We start from the raw sequence: 17,323 nt of genomic DNA on the forward strand, positions 1-17,323 counted from the left end.
ATCGAATTGTCTCTAAATTTATTTCCAAGTATAAGTTCCAACTGATCCCGCTTCTAGCGAAGTTGTTACCCATTTCCCGTTAAATTTAATATTGAAAGTTTCTGTTGCAGAACCATCATTTTCAACAATCAATACTTTAGAACCTGAAGGTGTAATAAACGCCACGTTTTGCAAACTACCACCAGAATTGCTTTCAATTCTTATAGATCCCATCGGAACAAATTTTGAAGCATGTGCAATAATATAATATGCTACATTGCGCTCAAAACTATCGCCTGAAGTTATAGTTATAGCACCTTTACACATGTTACAGCCTCCATCTGTGTGAGGTCCAAAATTTGCATTGTTTGCGACATTCCATTCTAAGGCATTTTTGCTGTAGTTTCTCATCGATCCGATAATTACATTTCGAAGATGCCATTTTAGATCGCCTTCAAATTTCCCATCAGAAGAAGTCCATTGCTCTGTAAAATATACGTTTTTAGTTGGATAAGAATTGAAAACGTTGGTTAGCGCACTAATATCTCCAGCATATAAATGGAAAGCCGATCCGTCTACAAAAGGAAAAGCATCTGTATCTGCCAAGATTGCTTTTGGATAATTTGGATTATCACAATTATGATCGTAGGCAATAATTTTTACGTTTAGATTTGCGGCTTTAAATGCAGGCCCTAAACTCTTTTTAATAAAACTCCCCTGATCAGTAGCAGACATATACATACTTGGGTTATTCCCGTCATGCAAAGGCTCGTTTTGAGGAGTTACAGCATCGATTGTAATTCCTTCTGCTTTCATTTGTTGAATGTATTTTACAAAATATTTAGCGTAAACATCATAATATTCTGTTTTCAGTTTTCCGCCTTTAAAACTTGCTACATCTTTCATCCAAATAGGCGCAGACCAAGGTGTTGCTAAGATTAATATTTTAGGATTAATTGCCACAATTTCTTTCAGCATGGCAATTAGATTTTTGTCTTTTTCTAAACTAAATTTCTCTAGATTTAAATCTGTTTCTCCTGCTGCAAGATCGTTGTAAGTAAACGGTGCTGCATTTAAATCTGAAGCTCCGATACTGATTCTGATATAACTCACTCCAATTGAGTTTTCGCCATTCCCGAATAATTCTTGCAAAAGAGCTGTTCTTTTTGCTGCGTTTAATTGGTTTATAACATCTACACTTCCTCCTGTTAAGGTATATCCGAAACCATCAATAGTTTGGTATTTTTGATTAGCATTTACTTCAATATTAGCATAACCATTTGCTATTGTACCAAATCCTAATGTTCCGGATTGTTTTGCCAATAAAGCGCTTTGATTGCCTTTTGTAAGCCAAAAATCAACATCGTTTGTTACTACTACTGGAGGGTTTACTACTGGCGGGTCTACCGGCGGATTTTCTACCGGATCGCTTGAAGAAGAGCATTTTACTTGAGCCATTACTGCTGCCATAAAGAAAAACGCTTTTATGGTGTTCTTTAGATTAAATTTCATATTTCGTGGTTATTTAGTTAGCTGACAATTAATATACAATTGTCTGTATAGCATGTGCCGGAATTGTAATTGTTGTTTGTTCTTTTTGATTTTCTAAAGAATAAACAATCTCTTTTTCAGATTGATTCATTACGATTGTAATCAATTGTCCGTCAGAATTTTTAAAAGAAGTGCTTAACAACGATTTGTCGTTTACGGTTTCAAGTACTCTTTTTGCATTTGGTCTAATGAATTTTGAGAAATGCCCAATATAATAATACATTGGCGTATAAATTAATTCATCTTTTGTGGTATCAGCATGGATTGGCGCAAAACAGAAATTACCCACATGATTAGGACCTCCGTTTTGGTCTAAAAGAATATTCCAGTCTGTCCAACCAACTGTTCCGTTATTAAAATCATGAATCATGTTGATTCCGTAACGTTCTGCATTTCCCCAAAACTGATATTTTGAAGCATCAAATTTCTCGATGCAGCCTTCTGTAAAAAGTAAATTTTTATTTGGAAATGCTTCGTGAACTTTTGCCACAGACTCGAATTGAGGGGGACCTCCATTCCAAGTTTCATACCAGTGAAATCCGATTCCCCATGCGTACTTAGAAACTTCTGGATCTGAGAAAACGAGATTGGCTCTTTTAGTTAGCATGTCCCCTCTGTTATGATCCCAAATAATAACATTTTTAGAACCCAGTCCTTCTTTTTCTAAAGTTGGTCCAAGATGATTTTTAAGAAAATCTCTTTCTGCTTCTGGAGTATAAATACAAGATTCCCATCTTTGTTTTGCCATTGGTTCGTTCTGAACCGTTAATCCCCAGATTGGAATTCCTTCTTTTTCGTATTCTTTTATGAATTTGGTATAATACAATGCCCAAGCAGGAGCAAATTCAGGCAACAAAACGCCGCCGTGCAAAATATCGTTATTGTCTTTCATGAAAGCTGGGGGACTCCAAGGGCTGACAAATAAGGTTAGTTTCCCGCCGGCTGTTTTAATTGCTTTTTTTATTAATGGAATTCTATATTTGCGATCGTGGTCAATATTGAAAGTCTTTAGGTCTTTGTCTCCTTCAGAAACATAAGTATAGCTGTCACTGCTGAAATCACAGCTGTGAATGTTTGTTCTTGCCAAAGTATAACCAATACCTTTATTTTTATCGTAATAAGCAGTTAAGAATTCCTGCTGTTTTTTAGGCGATAATTTTGCAAAAACTTCTGCGCTTGCGTCTGTAATTGCGCCTCCGATTCCGAGGAAAGTTTGGTCTGTTTTTTCAGTATTTACTAAAATAGATACTGTCGATGTTTTTTGTTGTGTAGTGTTGTTTTTTGAAATTAGATCATTTGATAAAGACAATTTCAAATTGGTGTTTTCGGCAGTAGTATAAACCTTTATTTTATTATTTTTTTGAGCTGTCATTTTTGAGGTAAAACAGCTTAATTGCATTAAGATAAAGGCTGATAAAAATATTTGAGAGGTAACTTTCATGTTGCTTAAATAATCGTTTTAAAATTAAAAGCAAGAGAAGACTAAGATGGATGATTCAAATTAGTCCTCTTCATTACTTTACTACAAAATATTAATAAACAAGTGTTTGTATAGCGTGTGCCGGAATTTTTACTTCAGCCTTTTGATCTCCAATAATCAAATTATAAGTAAGATCGTTTGCTGATTGGTTCATGACAATAGTTGCCATGGTTCCGTCAGCATTTAAAAAAGAGGTGCTCAATAAAGCGCTTTTGCTTACTGCAGTACTTACTCGCACAGCATCTAAACGGATAAACTTTGAAAAGTGTCCGATGTAATAATAAGATGGTGTGTAGATTAATTCTCCTGTCGTCGTATCTGCATGAATTGGTGCAAAACAGAAATTTCCAACATGATTAGGTCCTCCGAACTGATCTAAAAGAATATTCCAGTCTGTCCAAGCAACTGTTCCGTTATTAAAATCATGAATCATGTTAATTCCGTAACGTTCTGCGTTACCCCAAAATTGATATTTTGATGCGTCAAATTTTTCGATGCAGCCTTCAGTAAACATCAATTTTTTATCTGGATAAGCTTCATTTACTTTTCCAACATTATCAAACATTGGCGCTCCGCCTGACCAAGTTTCGTACCAATGAAATCCCATTCCCCACACATATTTTGCTGCTTCAGGATCAGAATAAATTACGTTGGCACGATAATTCATCAAATCACGGTTGTGATCCCAAACAATAATTTTTTTATTACCAAGGTTTTCTTTTTTCAAAGTTGGTCCAAGATAATTTTTGATAAAATCTCTTTCAGCTTCAGCTGTGTAAATACAAGATTCCCAAGTCTGTACTGCCATTGGCTCATTTTGCGTAGAAGTTCCCCAGATTGGAATACCTTCTTTTTCATAAGCTTTAATAAACTTTACATAAAAATTAGCCCAAGTCTGATAGTATTCTGGAAGCAGCGTACCACCTTTCAATACATTTTTATTGCTTTTCATAAAAGCATTTGGAGACCAAGGAGCAACGTATGTTGTCAATTTCCCTCCAGCTTTCTGTATCGCTTGCTTTATTAAAGGAATTCTATATTGCTTGTCATGATCAATAGAAAAAGTCTTCAGCTCTTTATCTCCTTCTTCGATATAAGAATAGCTTCCACTGCTAAAATCAGAACTTTGAATTGTTGTTCTTAGCAAAGAATAGCCAATTCCTTTTTGCTGATCGTAGTAAGCATCTAAGAATTCTGCTTGTTTTTCTTTTGAAAGTTTTGCAAATATTTCGGCACTCGCATCTGTAATGGCTCCACCGATTCCCATAAAAGTCTGAAATTTTTTAGCTGGCTGTACAAAAACAGAAGTTTCTGTTTCTAAAGGCTGTTTTGCGGCAGAAAAAGTCAAATTATCGGTGGTGGTTAATCGCAATTTAGAGTTTTCTGCTGTAGTGTAAACGGTTATTTTCTTGCCGTTGGTTGTAAACTCTTTTTTTGTTTTTGGCTGTTGTGCAAAAGCAGCAGCTGAAAACAAAAGGCATAAAATTTTTAAACTATTTTTTTTCATTCGCTTCCAATTATTATGTTTTTAAATTGAAGTTTAGAAGAAATCAAAATCGAGTTCTACCTATGAAGGATTTAAAAAATAGCCCATACTCATAATGATTATGGGCTATTTACAACCAAACTTAAACTTAAACTTAACTTAACTTTTTATTTTCCTCTGAACTCAACTTTTTTGATTGTAATTGGCTCATTAGTGCTTTTATTACTTCCTGATCTGATTAAAAGATATATTGTTCCGCTTTCAGAGAATTTAACAACATTGGTAACTGTTCCTGTTACTTTATTTTTCTTACAGCCGATTGCAGACAATCTTCCCGCAAATTTAGATGTCCCACAGCCATCCCAAGTGCTTATTCCCATCACTACGTTATCATTATACTCAACACCTGGTTTTGGTGCTGATGTACCAGCATATACCTCAAACCAAGTCTCGTCTAAACCGCTAGGGCAAGAAATTGTCATATCGATAGTATACTCTCTGTCTTTTACAACTTCGATTGCTTGATAAATACCTTCTTGAGCTCCTCCGCCTGGTAAATGAATAGTAGCACCATTAGCGCCATAAGACCAAAATGCAGTACCTGATGGACTTAACTGCGCACTAGTCCATTTAGCTACATCAGCAGCTGTTGCAAAATTTCCACCTTGCACTAAGTTCCCTTTTGCAGGATCTGTTTGTGCAACAACAATCTGTTGAGAAGAAGACGCCATTGCTGCCCCAGCTCCCACAGCTGTATGTGTAATAGTATATGTTCCTGCATCAGGCAAAGAAATCACTTGATTCATTTTTCCATTACTCGCACCATCGCCTAGGTCCCATTGCGAAAGAATTACTCCTTTAGGCTGTGCTGTAAGAAGGTAAGTATTCATAGCACCTGCAACTGGTGTAATTGTAAACGAAGGATCTAGATTTGTAGCTACAAGAGGGTTTTCATTAACTTCTTCGCTACAGCTGTTTAGTGTTCCTAATGCTAAAACTAGCATTAGGTATACACTTTTTCTTAAATATATATTTAGGTTCATTTCTCTTTGTTTTGGTTAATTAGTAAGACTATTGATAGTTAGGATTTTGTTTCAATTTAGTACCATTAAGTTCTGTGTACGGAATTGGGAAAATCTCATCTGTTCCAGCATCAAAACCTCTATCAGATAATGCAGCCGCTGCATCTCCCCATCTTACTAAATCAAAGAATCTGTGTCCTTCACCTGCTAATTCCATTCTTCTTTCATGCTTGATAGCAGCTAATGTTACAGGAACTGAAGGTAATCCAACTCTTTCTCTAACTGCATCAAGTAACGCTTGAGCTCTTGGACCTGATCCTAAAGCTTCTGCTTCCATCAAATAAGTATCTGCAAGTCTGATTACATAAGAGTTTTGTTTGTAGTTCAACTCTGAGTTACCACCACCTGTACTAACATCTGATTGTCTTGGAAGGTATTTGTTCAAGAAATATCCTGTGTCTTGATAAGCTGGAATATAATCTGCTTTTCCTGCTGCTTTTAATGCTTTTAAGTCAAGAATTGTAGCATCCTTACGTGGATCGCCTTGCATTGCATCAAATAATTTTTGAGTTGCAACGTTAAAAGCCCATCCTGCAGGAAGATCTGGTGCATCTGAACCTTTTGGTCTAGAATATCCTCTAGGTCCAACCATGATGTTTAAAGAGTTACCTTCGTCTTTACCTTGTCCCCAGAAAGTCCAATCAGAATTTCCTGCACTACTGTGAGATACTTCAATTAATGACTCAGCATTAAATTTATTTGATGTTACCCATAGATCGCTAAACTTATCTAGTAATTTATTACCATATTGGTTTGTTCCTCCTGGAGTACCATTTACTTCTGCTAAAACAGCAGCTGCTTGAGGTTTTTTACCTTCAAACAAAAGCACTTTTCCTAAAAGCGCCTGAGCTGCTCCTTTGTTAAATCTTCCTGCTTCAGTATCTGCCACCACAGTATTTGGTAAATCTGCAATAGCTTCTGTTAAATCTTTTTCGATTTGAGCATAAATTACTTCTGGTGCAACTTGCTCTGGAGTATAGATCGTTTCTGTAGTTAACGGCTCTAAAACTAAAGCAAGGTTTTTGAACATTCGTACTAAATTAAAATAGTAAAACGCACGTAATGTTTTAGCTTCTGCAGTAAATCTCTTTCTAACTCCATCATTCATATTAGCTGCTGGCAATTTAAATAACAAAAGATTTGCTCTAGAAATACCTTGGTAATGATCGTTCCAGTAACTTGATGGAATAGTAATTGAAGAAAGTGAGTGTGTAGAGAAATTTTGAATCCCAGTTCCATCTGTAGAACTACCTCCACCAGCATAAAAATCATCAGAACCAGCATTTAGCATTGCTACTAAGTTTTCGAAACCACCTGTATTTTTTCTCAATGGATCGTAAACTCCCACTAAAGCAGCATAACATTGCTGCTCGTTAGAAAAATAAGTACTTGTATCAAATTTTCCTTCAGGATTAGTGGTCACAAAATCTTCAGAACAAGATCCTAGAACTGCCAGTGCCACAGCTATATAAATATATTTAAATTTTATCGTTTTCATGATTCTTTAATTTTTTTAAAATTGAACGTTAGCTCCAAACAGAATAGATCTTGCTTGCGGATAAACTCCTTTATCTATACCAAAAACTTGGCCTCCAATTTCTGGATCAAATCCAGTATATTTTGTAAAAGTGATTAAGTTCTCTCCTGTTAGGTAAAAACGTAATTTATCTGCTCCAATTTTAGATGATAAACTAACTGGCATTGTGTATCCAAGAGTTACCACTTTTAAACGTAAGTAGTTTCCATTTTCCAAGTAAAAATCAGACATGTTTGTGTAGTTTTTATTTGGGTCATTGTTTGTCAATCTTGGGTAATCGTTAGAAGTTCCTTCTCCAACCCAACGCTCTAAAGCTTTAGTTTGGTAGTTTGCATTAAGTACATCTAATCTTCTTAAACCTTGGAAAATTTTGCTTCCCGCAGCTCCTTGAGTAAATGCCATAAAATCGAAGTTTTTGTAGTCTAAATTTACTGTGAAACCAAAAGTATATTTAGGAATATTTGTTCCTAAGAATTGTTTATCATCTTCAGTAATAGTTCCATCCCCATTAGAATCTACCCAACGGAAATCTCCAGGTCTAGCATTTGGCTGAATTAATCCTCCGCTTGCATTTTTATATGCTGCAACTTCAGCTTCATTTTGGAAAATTCCAGCTGTTTTAAATCCGTAGAATTCGTTAAATGAATGTCCAACTTGTGTTCTTGTTACAGGTCCCATAGATTGAAATGAAGCATCTCCAACAATGAAATTAGTAGATGATCCTACGTAAGTAATTTCGTTTTTCAAGTAAGCAAAGTTTGCATTAACTCCTAAATTAAAGTCTCCAAGTCTTTTCTTGTACCCTAATTCAACCTCCAAACCGCTATTGTCCATATCTGCAATGTTAGCAGAAGGTGCATCAGTTGCTCCAACATATCCAGGAATTACAACGTTTCTTAAGATTCCTTTTGTTGATTTTTTGTAATAATCAAGTGTAAGAGAAAAATCATTGAATAATTTTGCGTCAAGACCTACAGTAGTTTGAGATGTTTCTTCCCATCCTAAGTTTGCATTTGGCAAAGTAGAGTTTCCGTATCCAGTTGTAATACTTCCTGAATTTCCAATAGTGTAATTGTAACCTCCTACAACCGTAGCTCTATATTTAAATTCTTCAATGTTATCATTACCTACCACTCCGTAACCTCCACGGAATTTCAAAGTGTTTACCACATTGTTTTCTTTCCAGAAACCTTCTTTAGAAACTACCCATCCTAAAGAGAATGAAGGGAAAACTCCAAATTTATTGTTTTCACCAAAACGAGTTGATCCATCACGACGAACGATACCAGTAAAAAGATATTTCTCCATGTAATCGTAGTTAGCACGTAAGAACAATGAAGCTAATTTGTGCTCTACTTTATCACTAGTTCTTGTTGTTCTATCAGTTTGAGGAATATCAAAATTCCAAGACGCATCTTTGTAGCTTGTAATTGGAAGACCAAACATTGTTGTTCCGATAGTACTACCAATATTTTCTACATAAGCACCTTGTCCAGCTAAAACACTTACATTATGATCTCCAAATTTGTTAGCATAAGACAACGTATTTTCCAAAGTCCAAGAAAGTGCTTTTTCATTATTTTGGTTGTAGTTATTTCTGTCAGCTTTCATGTTTGGATTTAAGAAGTTAACCGGAGTAAACATTTCATTCCCCCAGTAAGCTAACTTACCACCAAGTGTTGTTCTAAATTTTAAATGACTAGTGATGTTAGCCTCTAAATAAGCATTACCAACAAAATCGTCTGACCAGTCAAATCCTCCTAATCTAGTTTGAGTATAAGCTAGTGGATTTGTCATCTCTTGTTGTACTAGAGAAGAGATTCCGTAAGGATTTCCATTTGCATCTCTAACAACATTTGGGTTTGTGTAATAACCTGAGTTTGCTACAGCAGGATCAGTAACTACAAGTGGAGTAAGCGGATCTAAGTTAATTGCAGAGCTTAAAGGTCCACCAAACTCATTATTTACGTTACCAATTCCTTTTGTTTTTTGGTGTGTATATCCAAAAGTCTGTCCGAAAGTAAAGTAATCAGAAATTTTGTGTGTTGAGTTTAATCGGAAATTCTTCTTTGTATAGTTAGAAATATCTGTCACAACAATACCTTGCTGATCTTGAATTCCAAAAGAAGCATAGAAAGTAGATTTTTCGCCACCACCGCTAATGCTTAATTCATGAGTGTATCTGAATGCAGAATCGTTAAAAATCGCATCTTGCCAATCTGTTCCTTTACCGAAAGCAGCTGGATTTGGATATTTAATAGCACCACCATCATTCAAAGATTTTTCATTCATAAGAGTTGCATACTGAGTCGCATTCAACATATCTAATTTTTTAGCCGGAGCAGAAATACCAGCAAAACCATTATAGTTTACAGAAATTTTTCCTGATTTTCCTTTTTTAGTAGTTACTAAAATAACTCCAGTAGCAGCACGAGTACCATAGATTGCCGCAGAAGCAGCATCTTTAAGCACCTCAATAGACTCAATGTCAGATTGATTAATAAAACCAACTGCACCAGCATCTACAGCAATTCCATCAACTACCCATAAAGGATCATTTCCTCCTTCTCTAAAAGTAGTTATACCTCTAATACGAACTTTAGACGCCGCACCAGGACTTCCAGAAGTTGCAGCAACAGAAACCCCTGCTACTCTACCCTGTAAAGCTTGCTCAACTCTTCCGTTTGGTACTTTTTCAAGATCAGCTGATTTTACACTTGAGATTGCACCTGTTACAACAGATTTCTTTTGAGTTCCATATCCAACAACTACAACCTCATTTAAAGATTGTGATTCTGGTTTTAATTGAATTGTAATTTTTGTTCTTCCGTTTACTGCTTCTGTTACTGTAGAGTAACCAATAAAAGTAATTGTTAATGATCCGTTTGAAGGTGCCTGAATCTGGAATTTTCCGTCAAAGTCTGACGCAGTAGATTTAGTAGTACCTTTTAATAAAACTGTTGCACCTGGAACAGGCAAACCATTTTCATCATTGATTATTCCATTTACTGTGACATCCTGAGCCACAGCTATAACCGAGAATAATAAAGATGAAATACAAAAAACAAGTAATTTTGTTAATTTCATTTTTCTAAAAATTTTGGTTAATTAATTAGTAATTTGATGCAATACTAAAACTAAATTTTTACTTTTCATATCTAAAAATCATTACAAAAACACATCAAAAAGAAAAAATTAATATTATAAAAACACATCAAAAATTATATAAAAAACTAAATATCAACACTTTAAAAAAATAAAAAATAGTACTAAAGAAAAGTTAATATTAAAAAATAACACTACACTATTGTTTTGCCTCCATATCTTATCAAAAATTATTAAAACTACAACGTGGTAGTAGCAACAAACATCATATAAACAGCTATTTTACAAATAATTACAAGCTAAAAAACTCCTTTTAATACAAAATCTGGAAAATAGAGAATATGATATTTTTACCCTACTTTTTTTACATTATTAGCAATAATTTTTAACAGAAGAAAAATCTTATTTTTTACATTGTTACAAGAAATAACTTATAAAAACATATGTTATTAAACATATTAAAGCCTACATTTCACCTTATAAAATTGAAAAAAAGGCGTCTTTTTATGAAAATTGGCAACTTAACCCATTTTAGAGTGAAACATTTAAAACTTGAAACGTGGTTTTATCACAGGAAGTACTTCTACTATTAACAAAAGGATTATTAAGACAGAATCAAAGAGAATCTTAAAACCAGCCAAAGAGTTTAATTTCACGTTTTAAAACTCCTAAAAAACGCTATAATTGAAACTAAAAAAGAATTTACAGAAAACTAGCTGAAAAATTAACCAACATCGAGCTTCTTAATGTTTTTTAAGCCTATTTAATAACATAATTAGTTATAGGAAATGAACTGCTCTGTAATAGCAAAAAAAATAGCCCATAATCGAAATTATGGGCTACCCAGGCAATAAACTTAACTTAAACTAACCATAGTTTAAATCTTAAAATACGCTTGCGTTTATTTATAACGAAGCATAGGAGGTTTGAAATTCGAAAAAGGAATCTTTTAGTCTTCCTTTTTCGAAATAACTAACACAAAATATATTATTCAGGTTTATAAACAAAAGTCCAACCTGTTGTTTTGTCTTTTAAACTTCTTGGCACATACAATATTAATTTGTCTTCTGTAAGTGTAATAATAGTATACTCATTAGCGGCATTTCCAGCTTCGTATCCTAGAATTTTCGAATTATTAATGAATAACTTTTTATTAGAAATATCCATAACGAAACTTCCCTTTTCAGCTGTTGTAGAAGCCGTTTCATAGTGATTATAGTTTGCTGCACCATCTAAGTCGAAGTGCATTTTACCACTTACATCCAATGGAGGACAGCAGTCGCCCGCATTCCACCACGCGCTCATAGCTGAATCTGGATTATCTGGAGGAGACATAAACCAATACTGATCGCCTGTACCTGCAACACCATCAAAGACCCATGTTTTTCCAGCAACAGTGTTATTACTAACTAAGTCATACCAATCTTGATCTAATGGAGTATCAAGTTTATCAACTTGCACATCTATCGTTTTTGTAAAAAATTCGCCTCCTAAAGTTCCTACGAATGTAAAAGTTGATTTACCAGGAATCGGATAAACAATAGTTGTTTCATTTGTAAGAGCTTTTCCTAAATTATAATCCCAGTACCCCGTAACACCAGGTGTATTCATACTTAAGGTAATTGTATTACCTTTTACAGAATTTTGCGAAGAAGTTAATTCAACTCCAGCAACGTCTGTCGAATTCTGTAAATGCTGTTCATCTACAATTGGGTCGCACGCCGAAAAGACCAGCGTAAAGGCAGCAATTAGTAAATATTTTATATTATGAATTTTCATCTTTCTAAGTATTAATAGTTATTAAATATTACCAACCCGGATTTTGATTATAAACTCCATTTAATAGTCTTATTTCAGTTTCAGGAATCGGAACTAACCCTTTGGTTTCAGATCTGTATTTCACACTATAATTAGCTGTAACTCCAGAGTTTCTAACTTGAATCACATCATTAAATGCTGTGTCTACATCTCCCCAACGAACTAAATCAAACCAATGCAATCCTTCGAAAGCCAATTCGTGCAAACGCTCTGCTTTGATATTATCAAGAGAATATCCAACTGGCCCTAGATTTGCTCTAAGTCTTACTTTATTCATACCCTCTGGCGTTTTAGTAATTTCAGAATGCATTAATAATACATCAGCAAAACGCATAAAAATAAAGTCTTGAGCATGCATTAACTGCATATCTGTAATTTTCCAATCATACATTTGAACAAACATTCCAACATTTGATCCTTTACCATTATCGTGCTGTAATGAAACATATTTTTTATTAAAATAACCTGTTTCATGATCTCCTTTATCTGCTGCATAATTACCTGTTCCTTGTTCTGCTTTACCCACTTCAAGTATAGATCCTCTTTTTCTTGGATCGGCATCATCCCATCCTGCAAATAATTTTGGATTTACAGTACACCATCCCCAACCTTCTCCAAAAGGCACTAATGAATTGCCACGCAATGAATTAAACAGAGCAAGTCTATTGGTATAACTCTGACCATTTGTCCAATCCCAGTTACCAAAAGAATATCTTTGCATAAACATCGTTTCAAAGTTTCCTGTTCCAAATGTTGGTGTAGCACCATCTTGACCTACCCATGACAAACCCTCTGCTGCAGCCCAAGGCAGTACATTGTCATTTTTTGCACTTTTATTTACATAAGAATATGGCCAAAGATTTCTAAAATCAGACGCTAGTTTGTAACCACTATTATTGATACAATCATCTAAATAAGCTGCAACTTGTGTTGCTGTTAAAGCACCACCTTCAACAAGAGGCAAATCTGCCGTTGCTTGCTTTTCGATATTACTCATATAACCAGTATAAAATAAAAACACACGTCCCATATATGCTTCTGCAACCCATTTATTAGCATGACCATATCTTGCAGTCGGAATGCTTGGAAACGGTGTAGAAGGCATGGTTTCAATAGCTAGTTTTAAATCAGACGCAATTTGTGCGAATGTCTCAGTATAAGTCGATCTAGCAACTAATCTATCTCCATCATATTTTATAACCAATGGCACTCCTCCAAAGAATTTTGCTAATCTGAAATAAAAGAATGCTCGCATAAACAAAGCTTCTCCAAGAGCTTGCTTTTTAAATTCCTCTGCTAGTTGCGGTGTATCAAAATACTTAGAAAAATCTGCATCTGGAACTTTTTCAATAATGGCATTTGCTCTCGAAATTCCGTTATATGATTGTCTCCACATATCGCGATAGGTATCTTCAGCAGGATCTTCAAAATTATCTACCCATTTTGCCGATTTATCATCAGGACCTCCACCGCCAAACATCATATTATCCATCAAGTTTGCAGCTACTTGTTCTTCACTGTGAACATTTGCTGTATAGATAGCATTGTAAATACCTGCCATTGCTTCGTCTATATCAGTAGGAGATTTATAAAAACTAGTTAAACTCTTTTCTGAAAGGTTCTCCGTATCCAGTTCATCATTACAGCCATACACTGCAAAAATTGCTGAAATTGCTACTATATATCTTAGTTTTTTCATTTTCAATGTTTTAATTATTAGAAATCTGCACTTAATCCAAACATTACTGTTCGAGATTGTGGGTATAAACCTAAATCTACTCCTGAAGCCCATGAATAGTTTGTATTATCTCCTCCCCAACGCACTTCTGGATCCATACCATCATACTTTGTAAATGTGTATAAGTTATTTACAGCAACGTAGAATTTAAGATTTGAAATAAATTTAATGTCTTTCAATAATTCATTAAAATTATAACCCACTGTTAAATTGTTAATTCTTAAATAATCAGCATTATGCATGTAGATATCTGAAATGTAATTTGTATTTCTATTTGACACAGAACTTAAACGAGGCATTTTGTTTGAAGTTCCCTCTCCGTGCCAACGATCAAATACATCTGAAGTATAATTTTGTTTTGGACTATCAGCAAATGATCTATACGATTGCATCACTTGCATACCATATTTCCCAGCCATTGTAGTGTTCAGATAAATATTTTTATACTCAAAGTTTAATTGGATTCCTAATTGGAAATTTGCATTTGGATCTCCAAGAATTACTTTATCTTTTTCATCAATAACACCATCATTATTCTGATCAACAAAACGAACATCTCCAGGACGTTGGTCACTAAAATACGGCTGGCCTGTAGGTCCTACATAAGCATCTACTTCTTTTTGGTTCTGTAAAATTCCAGCTGTTTTAAAACCGTAGAAAGACCCTATTGGATAGCCTACTTGAGCTCTAGAAATTTCTGATGTCCCTTGTGATAAAACGTGAGCCAAACCATTAATTATACCGTTTCCATTGTCAATTCTTGTAACTTCATTTTTGTTAAAAGCACCGCTTACCGTTATACCATATTTAAAATCTCCTACTTTATCTTTCCAAGATAAAGAAAGTTCATAACCTTTGTTTTCAATATCCCCTCCGTTTTTGTAAGGATCATCGGCACCAGCAGTTCCAGGCAACTGTGCTTTAACCAGCCAATCTCTAGTTGTTTTCTTATACCAATCAAATGTTACCCCTAATCTTGATCTGAAAAAACTTGCATCTAATCCTAAATCTAACTGTTCAGATGTTTCCCAGCTAACTGTTGGATTAGGTACTGAGGCAGGATATGCAGTCTGGCCAGAAACCGGTTTGGTATCTCCAAAGAAGTAACCCGGAAAAGCATATTTAATACTAGATGTATAATAGAAAGCATAATCTGTATATTGGTTACCATTTTGTCCCCAGCTTGCTCTCAACTTCAAGAAATCAAGGTATTTTGAAGTACCTGCCATGAAATCTTCCTTAGTTAAAACCCATCCAGCAGCCACTGATGGGAAGTTACCATACTGATAGCCTTTTGCAAAATTAGAAGATCCGTCACGACGTATAACGGCAGAAAGAAGATACTTTTCTTTATAATCGTACTGTGCACGTGCAAAATAGGACATAATTGCCCCTCCACCAGCAGCTTTATCAAAACCTGTGGTATTAATATCCGCTATTGAACTTGGACTTTTCGTATTGTCTAAATAAGCATATTTTGGATCATTAGGAAACGACAAACCATTTCTTGAACCGTAAATATTATTTTCAACAATTCTTTTCCATAGCTCTGTACCAATTACAGCATTAATATTATGATTCCCAATTTGCTTTTGATATGCAAGAGTATTTGTCCAAGTTGAGTTTGCACCAAAATATTGAGATTGTGTCGCTCCATCAACTGCATCATCGTAAAGCACCCCTAAATGGTATGTTGGATTCATTGTTCTGTTATATCCAAACCATGAATCAATTCCGTATACCGTTTTAAATCTTAGATTCGAAATTGGCTCAATCTCCAGAAATACGTTCCCGATAATTTTATGATCTTTTGGGTAATTGTAATTACTTCTGTAATACATTACCGCTAAAGGATTGGTTTGATTTGTATTTAAACCGTCTAATGTAGGTGTAAATCCGTATTCATTTATATTTCTATCAATTGCCGTCTGCCAATATGCAGGCTGTAATGGATTTTGTGTCAAAGCATTATGCAAATCGTTGCCATAAATATTACCATTAGAAACGTCTCTCTTTTGAATATTGGTATACGTTACATTTTCTCCAACAGTAATAATATTGTGGCTTTCATTCTTTTTCAAAACCATTTGCGTATTCAACCTTGTAGTTAATCTTTTAAATCCTGCGTCTACAATATTACCTCCCAATATACCATCTTGATCAAAGTACGAAACCCCCAATGAATAGGTAATATCTTCACTTCCTCCTGTAATATTAATAGAATGATTTACAACAGGAGCATCTTTTTTAGACATTTCATTGATCCAATTAGTACCGGTCCATCCTTTTTGTAATTTATCCCATATCTCGTTTCCAAGTTGAGTTCCTGCTCCAGGATAATTTCGCTCTAGCCAATCGTTACTAGTCAACATTGCTTTCCAGTCATTTGGCGCAAGTCCGTCGTTAACCCTTCCTTCGTCTTGGATATACATATATTCTTGTGCGTTTAAAGGATCCAGATTTTTGTAGATGTTTTGAATTCCGAAATAAGAATCATACGAAATTCTAGCTGGTTTTCCTTTACGTCCTTTCACTGTAGTTACCAAAACAACTCCATTGGCTGCTCTAGAACCATATATTGCTGCAGAAGCCGCATCTTTAAGGACGTCAATAGACTCAATATCTGAAGGGCTCAAGTAATCTATATCTCCTACAGCAACTCCATCTACAATATACAATGGATTAGAATTTCCGATTGTTCCGATACCACGGATGACAACTTTAGTACCAGCTCCTGGCGAACCACTATTTCTTGTGATACTAATACCTGGCGCAATACCTTGAAGTGCTTCCATCGCAGATCCGGTGTTCAATTCTTGTAACGTTTCTCCTTTTAAGTTTGTAGAAGCACCGGTAATCAAAGCTTTCTTTTGTGTACCGTACCCGATTACCACAACTTCATTTAAACTTTGAGATACTGCCTTAAGTACAATCGTGAGCTTAGTTTTGCCACCAATTACCTCATTTACAGTTTCAAAACCAACGAAACTGATTATCAAAGTTCCGTTAGAGGGAGCACTGATCTGAAATTTCCCATCAAAGTCAGATGCAGTTGCCTTATTCGTTCCCTTTACTAAAACCGTCGCACCTGGGACGGGTAATCCACTTTCGTCATTAATGATTCCATTTATGGTCACATCCTGAGCAAATGCGACTACAGAAAACAGTAAAGACGAAACACAAAAAATAAATAATTTTGTTAATTTCATTTTTCTAAAAATTTTGGTTAATTAATTAGTAATTTGATGCAATTATAATGTTAAATTTTAATAAGTATTATATTAAATTTCTTTACAAAAACACCTCAAACTAAATATTAACACACTACAAAAACATAACATTTATTTTACAATTAATTAATTTTCAGCGATTTAGTTTTGAAAAAAAAATGTTACAAAAATGTTAATTAAAAAAAACGTATATTACATTAGTTTAACAGCAACTATTGCGTAATAAATTAGAAATAATTTAAAAAACTGGATTTATCCTGATTGATAAATCAACAATAGAAAATCAAAATAACCCATTTATATTAAAAATATATTTA

9 protein-coding genes are annotated in these 17,323 nt (G+C 34.6%); all 9 read right to left on the reverse strand.

Annotated features, from left to right (window positions below; translation table 11 throughout):
* Positions 1 to 18 precede the first annotated feature (18 nt).
* Positions 19 to 1,491, reverse strand: coding sequence for a glycoside hydrolase family 30 protein (locus LPB248_RS08310; RefSeq protein ID WP_177211019.1), 1,473 nt, complete (start codon positions 1,489 to 1,491; stop codon positions 19 to 21).
* A gap of 28 nt (positions 1,492 to 1,519) precedes the next feature.
* Positions 1,520 to 2,902, reverse strand: a complete 1,383-nt coding sequence (locus LPB248_RS08315; protein ID WP_410504090.1) for a glycoside hydrolase family 30 protein — start codon at positions 2,900 to 2,902, stop codon at positions 1,520 to 1,522.
* 160 nt (positions 2,903 to 3,062) lie between these two features.
* Complete coding sequence (locus LPB248_RS08320; protein WP_177211021.1) at positions 3,063 to 4,517, reverse strand: glycoside hydrolase family 30 protein; 1,455 nt, start codon at positions 4,515 to 4,517, stop codon at positions 3,063 to 3,065.
* A 146-nt stretch (positions 4,518 to 4,663) separates the two neighbouring features.
* Positions 4,664 to 5,539, reverse strand: coding sequence for a hypothetical protein (locus LPB248_RS08325; protein ID WP_177211022.1), 876 nt, complete (start codon positions 5,537 to 5,539; stop codon positions 4,664 to 4,666).
* Between the two features lie 28 nt (positions 5,540 to 5,567).
* Entirely contained in the window at positions 5,568 to 7,076 is a 1,509-nt protein-coding gene (locus tag LPB248_RS08330) for a RagB/SusD family nutrient uptake outer membrane protein (RefSeq protein ID WP_177211023.1), read from the reverse strand.
* A 15-nt stretch (positions 7,077 to 7,091) separates the two neighbouring features.
* The gene (locus LPB248_RS08335; protein ID WP_177211024.1) at positions 7,092 to 10,202 is read right to left on the reverse strand and encodes a SusC/RagA family TonB-linked outer membrane protein; all 3,111 of its coding nucleotides are present in this window, start codon (positions 10,200 to 10,202) and stop codon (positions 7,092 to 7,094) included.
* Positions 10,203 to 11,207: 1,005 nt separating this feature from the next.
* Positions 11,208 to 11,999, reverse strand: coding sequence for a hypothetical protein (locus LPB248_RS08340; protein ID WP_177211025.1), 792 nt, complete (start codon positions 11,997 to 11,999; stop codon positions 11,208 to 11,210).
* Between the two features lie 28 nt (positions 12,000 to 12,027).
* Positions 12,028 to 13,737 (reverse strand): RagB/SusD family nutrient uptake outer membrane protein, encoded by a 1,710-nt coding sequence (locus LPB248_RS08345; protein WP_177211026.1) that lies wholly within the window; start codon positions 13,735 to 13,737, stop codon positions 12,028 to 12,030.
* Between the two features lie 17 nt (positions 13,738 to 13,754).
* Positions 13,755 to 16,985 (reverse strand): SusC/RagA family TonB-linked outer membrane protein, encoded by a 3,231-nt coding sequence (locus LPB248_RS08350; RefSeq protein WP_177211027.1) that lies wholly within the window; start codon positions 16,983 to 16,985, stop codon positions 13,755 to 13,757.
* Positions 16,986 to 17,323: the final 338 nt, after the last annotated feature.

Source organism: Flavobacterium sp. LPB0248 (assembly GCF_013388355.1).
Taxonomy (GTDB): Bacteria; Bacteroidota; Bacteroidia; order Flavobacteriales; family Flavobacteriaceae; genus Flavobacterium.

Coding starts and splice junctions, on each gene's coding strand:
- LPB248_RS08335 (WP_177211024.1), bottom strand. CDS start 10,202: ATGAAATTAACAAAATTACTTGTTTTTTGTATTTCATCTTTATTATTC.
- LPB248_RS08315 (WP_410504090.1), bottom strand. CDS start 2,902: ATGACAGCTCAAAAAAATAATAAAATAAAGGTTTATACTACTGCCGAA.
- LPB248_RS08350 (WP_177211027.1), bottom strand. CDS start 16,985: ATGAAATTAACAAAATTATTTATTTTTTGTGTTTCGTCTTTACTGTTT.
- LPB248_RS08345 (WP_177211026.1), bottom strand. CDS start 13,737: ATGAAAAAACTAAGATATATAGTAGCAATTTCAGCAATTTTTGCAGTG.
- LPB248_RS08320 (WP_177211021.1), bottom strand. CDS start 4,517: ATGAAAAAAAATAGTTTAAAAATTTTATGCCTTTTGTTTTCAGCTGCT.
- LPB248_RS08340 (WP_177211025.1), bottom strand. CDS start 11,999: ATGAAAATTCATAATATAAAATATTTACTAATTGCTGCCTTTACGCTG.
- LPB248_RS08330 (WP_177211023.1), bottom strand. CDS start 7,076: ATGAAAACGATAAAATTTAAATATATTTATATAGCTGTGGCACTGGCA.
- LPB248_RS08325 (WP_177211022.1), bottom strand. CDS start 5,539: ATGAACCTAAATATATATTTAAGAAAAAGTGTATACCTAATGCTAGTT.
- LPB248_RS08310 (WP_177211019.1), bottom strand. CDS start 1,491: ATGAAATTTAATCTAAAGAACACCATAAAAGCGTTTTTCTTTATGGCA.